Source organism: Pectobacterium carotovorum (assembly GCF_033898505.1).
Classification (GTDB): Bacteria; Pseudomonadota; Gammaproteobacteria; order Enterobacterales; family Enterobacteriaceae; genus Pectobacterium; species Pectobacterium carotovorum_J.
On sequence record NZ_JAXAFK010000001.1, the window covers coordinates 117,287 to 130,236 of the forward strand.

The following is a 12,950-nucleotide window of genomic DNA, read 5'->3' on the forward strand; positions in this document are numbered from 1 at the left end:
TTAGGTGTTGGTTTAGTGATGTGAAAGATATCGCAACGGGAGTAAGGCCACGCATCAAAGAGTCTATATCGCGATGGGGGATGTACTTGTTAACCTGCCATATCTTTGAATGGTGATAAGGTTGGCAGACTGTTTAAATCAGTAAATATAGGGAGGTTTAGCTCATTTTATTACCCAATATTATCTGTTATAAACATGTACATTTGAAACAGTACCAATAGTAGTAAAATTTTATTAAGTCAATGAATGTTAAATCTTAAATTTTTAGTATCTTAAAAGCCCTGGCTAATATAGTCAGGGCTTTTATCATTTGGGACCGTTGCTATATCAAGCCGTTATTTCAGGTGTTTTTGCAACTCTGCACCTGCCTGATCCAGCGCGGTGATGACCGTTGGCTCCTCGCTCAGTGGATTCAGCAGGCCGTAATCATGGATCATGCCGTTGTAGCGAGTCACGGTCACGGGGACGCCTGCTGCATCCAGCTTACGCCCGAACGCTTCGCCTTCATCACGCAGTACGTCCAGCTCTGCCGTCTGAATCAGCGTCTGCGGGAAACCTTTTAACTGTTCAGTACTGGCACGAAGCGGGGAGGCAAGAATGTTGTTACGGTCAGCCGCGCGGGTCGTGTAGTTATCCCAGAACCACTTCATCATGTTTTTCGTCAGGAAATAGCCCTTTTCATACTGGTTGTAGGACGCGTTGTCGAAGTTCGCATCCGTTACGGGCCACAGCATGACGTTATAACGAATTTTCGGCCCGCCGAATTGTTTGGCTTGCAGTGCAACGGAGGCGACCATGTTACCACCGACGCTGTTGCCGACCAGCGCCAGACGACTACCGTCCACACCAATTTCCTGACCGTGCTCGGCTACCCACCTCGTCGCTTCATAAGCCTGATTGATGGCCACAGGGAAGCGTGCTTCAGGGGAGGGGGTGTAATCCACATACACCGCTGCGGCACCGGACGCTCTGACCAAATCGCGGATTAAACGCTCATGGGTCGGGAAATCACCCAACACCCAACCGCCGCCATGGAAAAACATGAACACGGGCAACGTACCGGATGCATTTTCCGGCTTCACGATTTTCAGCTTAATAGCCTGACCGTTCACCTGGATGGTTTTTTCAGACACCTGTGCGGCTGGCAGCTTCACGCCCTGTTGCGCGCCGATCAGAACCTGACGCGCTTCCTGTGGGGTCATCTGCTCTATCGGTTTGCCCTTACCGGAATTCAGGACATCAAGAAATGCCTTTACGCCAGCGGTCGGTGCAGGCGCATTGATCGGCTGAGCAGAAGCGACGGATGTCATAGATGCGAACACGGCAGAAGTCAGGATGGTGGAGACGGTTTTCATGATGTTGGCCTTTTTTAAAATCGTGTGGTTGATAGGTTCAATTGGGTTGCTTTTTATAACTACGCTATTAAATCGCATAAACAATACTTGTGCACAAGTTACTTTTGGTCAAACGTTATTTATAATTTTTTTAAGCTTGTGAGTAACGGAGTATTTAAAATGAAAGAAAACAGTACCCTGGGTGAACTGCTGTGCTTCTCTCTGTATTCGGTCGCCAATGCACTGATCCGTCAGTATCGACCGCTGCTGAAAGAATTCGATCTGACTTACCCGCAGTTTGTCGTCCTTCTGTCCCTGTACGATCAGGACAATATCCTGCTCAAAGAACTGAGTGAGAAAACGCTGTTTGATTCAGGGACGCTGACGCCGCTTGTCCAGAAGCTGGAAGCCAAGGAATTTTTAAACCGTGTGGCGGTTGCGGGTGATGAGCGCATGAAGAAAGTGGTGCTGACTGACAAGGCGCTTGCGCTGAAAGAACGGATTGTCGACCTGCCAAATCAGATGCGTTGCTCTATGCGCATGAAGGATGAGGATCTGAATATGCTGCGACAGCTTTCCAAAAATCTGCTGGAAGATTTATAGCTGGGTGGGGCAGGTGTTAGATTCTTGAATGCCACACCCGCGCTGGGTGTGGCGTACCGCTTTATTGTGCGCGAACTCGCACGCCCGCAAACACAATCACCATTGCCGATACCAGCAGTAATCCGCTGCCCGCAAATACACCGCTGGCTCCGTTGAGGTCAAATATCACCCCGCCACCTGCGGCACCCGCTCCGATGGCAAATTGGATCGATGCTACCAGTAAACCGCCCGCGCTTTCGGCTTCGTCCGGTACGGTGGTCGCAAGCCAGGTTGACCAGCCCACGGGAACCAGACCAAACGCAAATCCCCACATCGCTACCAGCAGGCCGTCCAGCATCGCCAGATGTCCAAAGGCCACCATGGTCAGCGCCAGAACGCCCATTACAAAGGGCACCAGCGCCAGCGTCAGGCGTAAGTTTCGCGCCAGTAGGTAACCAGCAATTGAAGTACCGACAAAATTAGCGAGGCCAAAGCCGAGTAAAATCAGGGAAATGCTTTCGACGCTTGCCTGCCCGACGGTTTCCAGAAACGGACGCAGGTAGGTAAAGAAGGCGAAATGTCCGCTGAAGATCAGCACCGTTGCCAGCAATCCGCCGATCATGCCCGGACGACGCAGCACGCGAAGCAGTGTTCCCAGACTACCGCTGCTTTCCGGCTTCATTGATGGCAACACCGAGAGCTGCCACAATAGTGCCAGAGCGCTCGGCAGGATGCAGAGGATAAAGACGTTGCGCCAGCCAATCAAACTCCCCAGATAGCTGCCAAGCGGTGCCGCAACGACGGTGGCAATCGACACGCTGGAGAAGATCACCGCCAGCGCTTTCGGTACTTTATCCTCAGGCACAAGGCGCATCGCCGTGGCGGTGGACATGGCCCAGAATCCACCAATGGCAACGCCTAGCAGTAAACGCCCGAATAGCAGCACATGCAGATTGGGAGCAAACGCGACCAACAGGCTGGAGATGATTTGCAGCACTGAGAAAAACATCAACACCCAACGGCGGTCGATACTTTTGGTCGCCGGCGTGATGAGCAATCCGGTCACCAGCGCGACCAGCGCCGTCGCCGTCACCGCCTGGCCTGCCATTCCCTCCGTGACGCCTAAACTGGTCGCCATCGGCGTTAATAAACTGGCTGGTAGAAACTCAGCCGTAATCAGGCCAAATACCCCCAATCCCAGTGAATAAACGGCTCGCCAGGCGGGTTTTACGGGCGCGATGGCCTCACTTGCCGCTATACATGAATTCATCTGTTGCTCTCTCGTTAGAAAAATGTGACAACCGTCACGAAGCATAGAGCGTTCCACATGGACGATCTATGACATATACTCTTCACTTATTGATTATTCGTCCGGAGTTGTTGCCATGACCGTTCAGTCACCTGATTTGATCAGCGAGCTTCTGCGTGGGATGCGCCTTTCCGGGGTGACATATCGCCGAATTGAAACCCATGCCCCCTTTGGTGTGTCGTTCCACTACGAGCCTGGCAAAGCGCAGTTTCATTTTGTCAGCCAGGGGACGGCGCTGCTGCGCATGGAGAGTGGCGCGACGTTTGTGCTAAAAAGCGGAGATGCGCTGTTTATCCCCAACGGGAATTCGCATGCGCTGCTCTCTGATGAAAAGGCTGACGTCAGGCCGGTGTCGGCATTTCCCAGCGAAGCGATTTGCAATTCTGTCTGTGCGATTGACTGTGAACCGTGCCCCGATATCGAAAACACGGTGATCTTCAGCGGGTGCATGGATTTTGAACTGGGCGGAATGCAGCCGCTGATTAAAGCGATGCCGGAAGTCATGATGGTGAGCCGCCTGATGTCGACCTGGCCGGAAATCCATCCGCTTCTTGCGGCGATGGAACGTGAATCGATGACGCGTCAGGTGGGCTTCGCAGGCATTCTGGCAAGGCTGGCCGATGTGGTCGCGGCACTCATCGTGCGCGGATGGGTTGAAGCAGGCTGCGGTAAGGCGACAGGCTGGGTGCAGGTACTGCGTGACCCGCGACTGAGCCGGGCGATTTACGCGATGCATCAGAATCCGGGCGTCAACTGGAGCGTCGCGGAACTGGCAAAAGAAGCGGGCACTTCCCGTTCCGTTTTCGCCGAGCGGTTTCTCTCCGCAACCGGCACCACGCCCGTGAAATATCTCAGCGAACTGCGCATGCGCTTAGCTGTCCAGTACATCCGTCATGAACATCAGCCGATTGAAACGGTGGCGCTACGTCTGGGTTACGGATCGCTGGCGGCGTTCAGCCGGGCATTTAAACGCATCGTAGGCCATGCACCGGGAACGCTGCGGGAAACCCGTCAGATTTCTGAGGAGGTTTGATGGGGAATGATATTTGCAGCTAACGTGACCATCGTATCGATTGTTGTTGTTGGCGGTGGTATGTAAGCATCCCGGTAAACTGGCCTATTTATTTTTAGAGCTCTGCCGACATAATACAGAATGAAGAGCATAACGGCTGATGGCGTCGTTATGCTTTTGCCGTTTAAATCATCACGGAGTATTCAGATACTTCACCCGCCAACAATAACCCATCACGATAAATAACCTACGCCAAAAGACGAATTTCTTTTTTTATCTCTGCTGTTATTTTTAAAAATGTTTATAGCAACACTGTATGTCTGATGAATATCATTTTAATGAGGAGATAAAGATATGCCATCTATTTATTATCGTGGGGATAATCGGCCCATTGGGGACATTCAGAAAACCGGGTTCCAGCCACAAATAGAGTCGTGCCGAGGGAGAACACCACTCCAGGCAATAGCGTATATTCAGAAAATTATTAAAGATAACAATTTCAAAAGCCTTGCTGATATTGGCGCTTATATTATCAGTAGCTCAAAAGGTGACTCTGTTTCCACCTCTTGTATCCTGGATGGTGCATCCTACGGGAAGTATAAGTATCAAATCACTGCACCGCAGAATGCCCTGTATTTTGAATTCAAACTCGATGGTAGCGTGGGTACAAAGCAGCCAGATCAAGGGAATATGTCCGGGCGCAAGCCGTACTACATTTTAACCAACGTTAACCCGGCGCTTAGTCAGTACGTTATTGTTGGCACACGGACTGCCACACAGGAAGCCACGTTTTTTACTGATATCCCCAGTGGCTGGATAACGTTACTGAGTTAATTACATCTCATCATTGTCATTACTGTAACGTAACGATGCGTCATTTTTATCGGGGTTCAAAACCTGAATGTTTTTTGTGACGTCATCAATCTTATGGCTATATATCTGCAATGCCGTTGGTTTAATCAACAACGGCATATTTTTTCCACATAACCAAACTTCAACAGCGAACCGTCCAGACTATTGTTGTAATATGTCCAGGCTTTCTTGCAGCGAGAGAATATCGTCCGGAGATCCTTTACCTTCTACGGTATTGGTAAAGTAGCTGTAATCGAGATCAATCCATTTCTGCAATTTCGCTTCATCGTTCTCTGAATTAGTGGTGCCGGACTCGGGATCATTCAGCTTTCTATTAAGTTGAAATGTAGCATAAATTTTAATCGTACTAGTTGTCAAGACCCATAGATTGACCCGTATTTTCATAGATAGATCAGAATGATGGGTCACATGCGATAAAGAAATGTCCGGTTCGTTCCTTCGGTTTGATTCCCTATGATGTCTATAAATCGTAATGACATTAGCGTTACGCTTGCTGTATGATTAATATCCAGAGAGTATAATCGAGGATAACATCATGCCAGCGACGAACAGCGTTTCTGTTAAACGTGAAACACTAAATTTACGCATCAAGCCTGCCGAACGCGATCTAATCGATCGTGCTGCAAAGGCCAGAGGAAAAAATCGTACTGATTTTGTCCTTGAGGCTGCGCGTGCCGCCGCAGAGGAAGCGTTGATCGATCAGCGCATCATCATGGCAGATCCCGATGCTTATCAGGAATTCCTCGCCCGTTTGGATCAGGTTCCTTCACCGAATGCTGCGCTGCGCAAAACCATGCAAACACCTGCACCGTGGGAACAGAAAAAATGATCTCTGCTCCTGAGCCACTCCACGCCGAACATGCACTTTCCTCGTTCTGTTGCGGTGTGGAGTCTATGGATAACTGGCTAAAACTACGGGCGATGAAAAATCAGGTCACTGGAGCATCACGAACTTTCGTCAGTTGCGATGATTCAAAAGTGCTGGCGTATTACTCATTGGCTTCCAGCGCTGTGGCAACGAATGCCGCTCCCGGACGTTTTCGCCGCAATATGCCCGATCCGATCCCGGTCGTGGTGCTGGGTCGTCTGGCGGTAGATAAATCATTACATGGTCAGGGTGTTGGCCGTGCTCTGGTACGTGATGCAGGGCTAAGAGTGATTCAGGTGGCGGATACTATCGGCATTCGCGGGATGCTGGTTCATGCTCTATCTGACGACGCGCGGGATTTTTACCTACGAGTTGGGTTTGAGCCTTCACCGATAGATCCGATGATGTTGATGGTGACGTTAGGGGATTTGGTGGGGAGTTTAGACTGTATCCCTCAAACCAAGTAAGATATATTTTCAGGGTAGACATTTAGTTTAGCGAAAAACTGATGTTATAATACATGATCGAATTTACGTAACGCATGGTTGTCAAGATATGAATGTTGTGGATTTATTCTCAGGCGTAGGTGGGCTTAGCTTGGGAGCGACGCGAGCGGGGTTTCACTTGGCTGGAGCAGTTGAATTAGATAATCATGCAATATATTCCCATGCGTTAAATTTCCCTAATTCTGTACATATGCATAAAGATATAAGTCAGCTTTCTGCAGATGAAATACTAGCTTCATGCAATTTAGATGAAATCGAATGTTTAATTGGCGGTCCTCCTTGTCAAGGATTTAGTTCTATAGGGAAAGGATTGGCTGATGACTCGAGGAATAAATTATACATACATTTTTTTAGGTTGATCAAAGAACTATCACCTATGTGTTTTTTGGCGGAAAATGTACCGGGGATTATGAATGAAAAATATAATTCTGTTAGAGAAGAAGCTTTTTCTTTAATTCAAGATGAATACCATATACTTCATCCATTAAAAGTTACAGCCTCAAACTATGGTGCTCCAACAACTCGCACTAGGATCTTTTTTATTGGTTTTAAAAAAGGGACTGATTTTAAATTAAAAGAGTCCGATTTTTTCCCTAAAACTGGGATTGAAAACTGCTTAGTGAAAGATGCTCTTTACGGTTTGCCGGAAATAATCGAAAAAGAGTGGCAGTTAGAGTCTCAGGGGTGGCGCAGCATAAAAATGGACAAGGATGGTTATTTTTACTCAAGACTCTGGGGACTAGTTCCTCATGGTGTCGGTGATAAAGAGTCTTTGGATAATTTGAAGCAAGGCCTAGTTTCTGGATTCCTTGGTACAGTGCATAAAGAAGAGATCATTAAGCGGTATGAGGATTTGACTTTTGGTCAGACTGATAAAATATCAAGGTCTCAACGATTAAATCCTGAAGGTTATTGTCCGACATTAAGAGCTGGTACTGCGCGAGATAAAGGTAGCTATCAAGCGGTGCGGCCTATACACCCGACACAGCCGCGAGTAATAAGTCCTAGAGAGGCTGCTAGGCTGCAAGGTTTTCCTGACTGGTTTAGATTCCATCCAACCAAATGGCATAGTTTTAGACAAATAGGTAATAGCGTTAGTCCTCTGGTTGCTGAAGCTATGCTATTACCCTTGTATAACTATTGTCTATTGGCTAAAACAGAACTTTTGAATACCATGGTACGACCTTGTAGTATTCGATAAAGTTATTGAGGTCTATATTGGCTCCTGCTGAATTGGGGCCGATAAAGAATCCAAGCTCTTCGTGGATATTATCAACTGATGCCTCAGGTAATAAAGACTCTATATGGATGCGTTCCTTTAGAGACATTACTGGTACGTTAATATCCTTGGGTTTTATCCATTCGCCTGCATAGAAAGGCCAATTTCTAATTCTAGAGTAATTTAGAAATTTTGCTTCTTCTTCATCTGAGTTATCTAAAACAATGGCTGTGAGAGTAACCATTTGTTGACCATCCTTATATACGAATCCTGTTAGGGGATGTATTCTAATATCACTACGACCTCTCAACCCATTTTCAACAGCACGTTTTACGGCATTAATAAGTAATGCCGGGTATTTTTTGAAACTGACATCTGACTCCGTTGATTCAACAGGGAGAAAGCTATCAGTCAAAATATCATTTAGTTTTTGGTATCTAAATGGTCTGGGGTCGCGTGTCCCTGGCTCTTTACCTAAGCTTTCTGGGTTTGCATTGAGTGTGATTTTGAATATATCTTTAGGCTTGAGTTTGGTTATGAGATTAACTAGCTCATTTAATTGGGAATTAAGATCAGATGGAGATGCGTAGTCTAGCCAGATTATTGTTTTATCATCAAAATTATAACGATTTATAAAATCGCCACTCATTTCTGGTCTATCACCTAGATTTATGCAAGACAATGGCTTATTGAATTGTTGTCGTTTGTGTACGTTAGCTTCTCCTTCAATTGATATCATCTTGTTCACCTTTAACATGTTGTGAACTTGCTTAAAATCCTCGAGAAATGGTCCACCAAACCCAATATATACATATTCGGAAATGTTGGTGTAATTATTGAGGCGCCTTAATGATTCGATAAAGAGATTCCGCTCAATAGCTTTATTTTGCCTTAAGTGATAAGGAATACTTCCGCCTGTGCTCATTGTTTAGCCTTCTTTAGAAATTCATCAAAGCAAAATTGACCGACTTCAGTTGGCGGTTGAGTTGCATCGTCGAAAATTAGCTCGGAAACTAATTTTATTTCGCTATGTCTACGGCTAAATTTTATTTGGCGTAGAGGATCAGTATCTCGAGGAAGCGGAAGTCTGGGTTTGAATACTTGGCCACCAATTGAGCGCCGAACAGTAGACCATTTTTCTTGCGGTATTGATTTAGTAAAATCAGTCTCTGTCGTTGAAATCATATTGGTGGCTGTGCTAACTATTTGTTTTCTCTCATCAGTATTACTTTTCCACTTATTTGTAAAATCAGTGAAAAATTTCAGACCTTCTCTCATAAAGTCCTTAGTAGAAAGGTATAGTTCAGAATTTCCATCAACACCTCTTTTGGTTGTAGTAATTGGCAAAAGCTCTGCATTTGACGAAGTGAAAATTACTACCCCAGCAATGCCAATGAATTGCGTATGATACTGAGGGACTCCAGCTTCGCCCCATCCAGTTAATTTTGATTTGTCCGCATGTAGCACTACACGATCATTACATATAATTGTCCAACCAGCTTTCTCTGTGGTAGAACGACCAGATAGTAAATTTTCTTCCTCTTCTTCACTTGGCAGGCTGCGATAAAATCCTACTGCTACTTTTATTGACACTCCATTGGATTCATTTTTATAAACATAAGGTGCAATACCATCGATGTTATCTTTAATCGAGCTTTCGTCAAAAATTAAATTTGTGCTGTTAGGTTTTACAATAAACCCATTTATTCTTACCTCAAATCCTTTTTTTATTATTAGGCTGTAGTGATTCGCAATAATATTTATAAGTTCAGGCTCAAAACCACGATCTTTTGATAAAGATGCTTTAATATCTTTCCTTAAATTATCGATATTAATACTAACACCAGTTTCCTTTAAATCGACGTTACTTCTCTCTAGCTCTAATGACCAGTCGTCATCATTTTCCATCCATTCAGGTGATATATTGACAGTGAACTGTTCGCTATCAGTTTTGCTTAAGATTCGTGCAGATGTCCCCATCTTGAAAATTGCACGTTTCATACCTATTCCATATACCCCGATAGTTGGTAAATCTTCAGCATCTCTTTCTGAAGGTCTTCCAAGCCTAAATGCATAATTTTCTGCAAGTTTTCCAGGTATGCCGCCACAGTTATCTGTTATTTTAAAACCGTTTTCGTCAAATTCGATTTCGGCATAGTATCCTTTGTAAACATCTGATTTTCCAAATGTTTGCTCTGGTGTGAAATTGTTTTTTCTTAATACCCCATCTAAACAGTTATCAAGAAGATCCAAAATCGAATCAGCCAACTCAATATCTCGGGTTAGCATTTCAACAAAAAAACGTTTTGCTGGAAAAGCGTGGATTTTAACGTTTGGCGATGCCATAAATTTTCCTTTTTTTAGCAATTGATCTTACCCGCGCAGAGTGGGAATATTCCTAATCGAGGTTATGTTTTTCAAATTGTTCCAGACTGAGAGGGCCACACGCACTGTGGCGTTACCCGCGATTGTAGTCGCATTCAATATAATTAAGCATAGTTGTTCTCATGAATTCCCGATTGGCGAACGACTCTCTGGGGATGATGTATTCCATTTTCAGAGAATATAAAGAAGCTTGCCATATCGGTATTATTGTAACAACACTCTTTTGGACTCATGCTAGCACATAGCTGATGATGGTTCAGGTGAGTCCGATTGCCATGTATAAAGTTGTGACTTGTAAAGCTTCAGTTCACGGTAGTGGTTGTCATTTGTATTGATTGTATTAAATTACTGGAAAAAGTATCCACATATTTTAGCATATACACTCTTCACTATAAGTGCAGTGAACTTGTGGAACTGATATTGCTGGACAACTTTAGATGCACAATCCTCCCAACTCCAAACCCTTCAACTCATCAACCGTATAAACCCGAAAAACATGGCGGTGCTTCGCTTCCAGAGGGATACGCTGATGATTCACGATGGCGTGTTTGACACTATTTAATAGCAGTTCGAGAGCCCGTTTTTTCTGTGGATCGGGCACGATATAGAAGACGTACATCCAACGTTTTTGAGTACGAGTTATCAAATGTTGGGTGATAATTGCCTGATAACGGGCCTTGGTTTTCAGATGGCGTTCAGTCTCAACGGCGATGACGGTTCCGTCTGGTAACGTTATCACCCCGGCCGGGCGATGATATACCTCATAGCGGCTGCGGAATGTTGAATCAGCGCCGCTGATCCACCCATAAGCGCCTTTCTTCTCAAGAAGGAGCCGTGCTAGCTGACGATCAAGGCGCTGCATCAGTGTCCAGCCAGTGACTTTCGAGGGCTCAAACCGTGCAGGAAAACCATCCTCATGGGGTGTGGCAACAACGGATAATCCGCCATTGGTGATCCCCCACAGAGAGGTTTTCACCATTCTGGTGTTTATTTCATGCTTTTGGACCAATCCCATGTCGATGGCTTTTGCCAGCAGCAGATAAAGCGGCTTGTGATTTTTATAATCAAAAAGCAGCATCAGCGTTTTAAAGTCGCTGTAGGTTTCTTCTTTCAGGAAGTTGAGCAGTATCTGGATCTTTTCGCAATGACGTTCGCGGCGTTCACGGTAATCAGAAATTAGCATTGATCCTCCTTTGTCTCTGGCCGCTTTTCTTTTCCGCCTTTCTTGCCTCATGGCCTCGGCTCATATTTCCGTGAATGAGATGCGCCCATGCGATGTGTCGACAGCATGAGGCGAATGTGGTGACCGCGATGCAGCCATGCGCCGGAAAATACATTTCCCGGCACAGAACGGCGTGCGCCAGTTCATGCGGGCTGGACGCCCTTATTGCTTGTCGCATGGGGGTAATGTCGCGGCTGGACGCCACGCCAAAACCCCCAGTGTCAACAGCGGCACACCGTCGCGCGCTACGCGCGACTACCCCCTTTGAGACGCCGTTTTTAGCCCACTTTTTCTTTTGCCCGTTCCGGTCAGCGAAAAAATGGGAAAACGCCTTCAAAGCGGGTAGTCGCGCCTCGCTACCGGCTGGTGGCCGGAGACTTAGCCACGACGGTGTGCGGGGCTGAAGCCCCCCAAATAAACCGACGCGTGGGCGCGTCTTTTTGCTCGCTGGGGCGGCAAAATTTATTCGGCTCCCCCCGGCCTGCTCGGTTTCCCTTGGGGGAAACGCTCGCCGGTGGGTTCGGGCGACGCAAATGTGCCCTTTCTGCGAAAGGGCATTTACTCGCCTCACGCCACGGTTGAATGCCCGCGAGGCGCAGGCATCCACCCGCCTAAATCCGTCGCGTCCTGCGTCGTGCCTGAATGGCCTGTTGAGTGCGGTCAGCGTTGCGAAAATAAAACGTGCTGGCATATCTCTCCCCACTGAAATCAGCCAGTAGGGAAGGCTATCGGGAAAGGAGGAGGCTGCCTGCAAACAACTCAATATCGGATGGGGAGAGTTATTGTTATTCAGCCACGAAAGCAAAAAAGCTCTGACCGTGAGTCATCCACGGCAGAGCTTTAATCAGGCAGAACATATTCAGATGGTTATCTGGCGGTGAGTGAATGTGCGCGTTTGTGCATCGTGGTAAGGGCAGGGATAAGTAGACTGATTGCGGTTAGCCCATGCCCCAACTGACACAAGCTTTCTGGCGTCGATTCGCACACGTCATTATCGGCAAAGGTAATCAGTGCATCGCCAATGAAATTCAGACAATGGCAAAGCCCGGCCTGCGTTTCGGCGCAATATTCTGTGACCAGCGAGAGTTCGTCATTGTCCATGTTTGAAAAGTCCAGACGAGCCAGCGCGGCACTCATGGCGGAGTAACGGTTCTCATAATCCGGCAGTGATTGATAAGACGCGCCCGTGTTACTATCGGTGTCAGCCATAGCATTAGTCCTCATAATGTTGTGGTCAGAAGCCCGGTTAGTGTTCCTAGCACTGCCGGGCTTCGCTCTTTACTGTTGCAAAACACCATGTAATTGCGGTGTAATTACAACTATACCATGCTATGGAATTTGTAATTACAATGTCAAGTGAAAAAACAAAAACAGACCAGTATCAAATTCGACTGTCCCACGAGTTTCGTGCGCAGTTAGAAGAACAAGCCCATAAGGATGGCGACAAGACATTGGCTACGTGGATAAAACGTGTTCTGCGTAAGGAACTCCAGACGCGCGGTATTGAACCAAAAGGCTGAACGGTGGTTAAAGTCAGTCGATGTAGCAAATTCTAGCGTAGCAAAAGACGTTTGGCAGAATGCTCGAATGATTTTATGACAACGCTCCTGACGGGTTTTCTATCATATAGAAAGCCCGTC

General features: G+C 46.6%; 13 protein-coding genes and 1 pseudogene. 7 read left to right on the forward strand and 7 right to left on the reverse strand.

The features are described 5' to 3' along the window. Positions 1-335 precede the first annotated feature (335 nt). Entirely contained in the window at positions 336-1,355 is a 1,020-nt protein-coding gene (locus tag R9X49_RS00460; protein ID WP_319846783.1) for an alpha/beta hydrolase, read from the reverse strand. A gap of 159 nt (positions 1,356-1,514) precedes the next feature. On the opposite strand from R9X49_RS00460, the gene R9X49_RS00465 reads away from it, so the two are divergent. Further along, positions 1,515-1,937: a MarR family winged helix-turn-helix transcriptional regulator gene (locus R9X49_RS00465; RefSeq protein WP_010303416.1), complete on the forward strand. Its 423-nt coding sequence runs from the start codon at positions 1,515-1,517 to the stop codon at positions 1,935-1,937. Between the two features lie 61 nt (positions 1,938-1,998). On the opposite strand, the gene R9X49_RS00470 is transcribed toward R9X49_RS00465, so the two are convergent. Beyond that, on the reverse strand, positions 1,999-3,186 hold the full coding sequence (locus tag R9X49_RS00470) for an MFS transporter (RefSeq protein ID WP_319846784.1): 1,188 nt from the start codon (positions 3,184-3,186) through the stop codon (positions 1,999-2,001). 115 nt (positions 3,187-3,301) lie between these two features. Here R9X49_RS00470 and R9X49_RS00475 point away from each other — a divergent pair, with 115 nt between their 5' ends. The 5 genes from R9X49_RS00475 to R9X49_RS00495 all read left to right on the forward strand — a co-directional run bounded on the left by R9X49_RS00475 (position 3,302) and on the right by R9X49_RS00495 (position 7,685). Continuing rightward, positions 3,302-4,258: an AraC family transcriptional regulator gene (locus R9X49_RS00475; protein WP_319846785.1), complete on the forward strand. Its 957-nt coding sequence runs from the start codon at positions 3,302-3,304 to the stop codon at positions 4,256-4,258. Between the two features lie 333 nt (positions 4,259-4,591). Beyond that, positions 4,592-5,071: a hypothetical protein gene (locus R9X49_RS00480; RefSeq protein ID WP_319846786.1), complete on the forward strand. Its 480-nt coding sequence runs from the start codon at positions 4,592-4,594 to the stop codon at positions 5,069-5,071. Between the two features lie 574 nt (positions 5,072-5,645). Then, a complete protein-coding gene (locus tag R9X49_RS00485; protein WP_107758657.1) occupies positions 5,646-5,939 on the forward strand; it encodes a DUF1778 domain-containing protein in 294 nt (97 codons plus the stop codon). Beyond that, positions 5,936-6,445, forward strand: coding sequence for a GNAT family N-acetyltransferase (locus tag R9X49_RS00490; RefSeq protein WP_319846787.1), 510 nt, complete (start codon positions 5,936-5,938; stop codon positions 6,443-6,445). Before R9X49_RS00485 ends, R9X49_RS00490 begins: the two co-directional genes overlap by 4 nt. Positions 6,446-6,533: 88 nt before the next feature. Beyond that, positions 6,534-7,685 (forward strand): DNA cytosine methyltransferase, encoded by a 1,152-nt coding sequence (locus R9X49_RS00495; RefSeq protein WP_319846788.1) that lies wholly within the window; start codon positions 6,534-6,536, stop codon positions 7,683-7,685. On the opposite strand, the gene R9X49_RS00500 is transcribed toward R9X49_RS00495, so the two are convergent. The 5 genes and pseudogenes from R9X49_RS00500 to R9X49_RS00520 form a co-directional block, all read right to left on the reverse strand. Next, complete coding sequence (locus R9X49_RS00500; protein WP_319846789.1) at positions 7,636-8,628, reverse strand: O-methyltransferase; 993 nt, start codon at positions 8,626-8,628, stop codon at positions 7,636-7,638. The two genes, R9X49_RS00495 and R9X49_RS00500, sit on opposite strands and share 50 nt — an antisense overlap. Further along, the gene (locus tag R9X49_RS00505; protein ID WP_319846790.1) at positions 8,625-10,049 is read right to left on the reverse strand and encodes an ATP-binding protein; all 1,425 of its coding nucleotides are present in this window, start codon (positions 10,047-10,049) and stop codon (positions 8,625-8,627) included. Before R9X49_RS00505 ends, R9X49_RS00500 begins: the two co-directional genes overlap by 4 nt. 112 nt (positions 10,050-10,161) lie before the next feature. Beyond that, positions 10,162-10,348 (reverse strand): annotated as a pseudogene (locus tag R9X49_RS00510) (IS3 family transposase); the annotation flags it as partial. Positions 10,349-10,521: 173 nt separating this feature from the next. After that, positions 10,522-11,271 carry a MobC family replication-relaxation protein gene (gene mobC, locus R9X49_RS00515; protein ID WP_319846791.1) on the reverse strand — a complete coding sequence of 250 codons (750 nt, stop codon included), beginning with the start codon at positions 11,269-11,271 and terminating at the stop codon, positions 10,522-10,524. 906 nt (positions 11,272-12,177) lie between these two features. Beyond that, the gene (locus R9X49_RS00520) at positions 12,178-12,519 is read right to left on the reverse strand and encodes a hypothetical protein (protein WP_103198837.1); all 342 of its coding nucleotides are present in this window, start codon (positions 12,517-12,519) and stop codon (positions 12,178-12,180) included. Positions 12,520-12,659: 140 nt separating this feature from the next. On the opposite strand from R9X49_RS00520, the gene R9X49_RS00525 reads away from it, so the two are divergent. Continuing rightward, positions 12,660-12,830 (forward strand): hypothetical protein, encoded by a 171-nt coding sequence (locus R9X49_RS00525; protein WP_162847981.1) that lies wholly within the window; start codon positions 12,660-12,662, stop codon positions 12,828-12,830. The last annotated feature ends 120 nt before the right edge of the window (positions 12,831-12,950 follow it).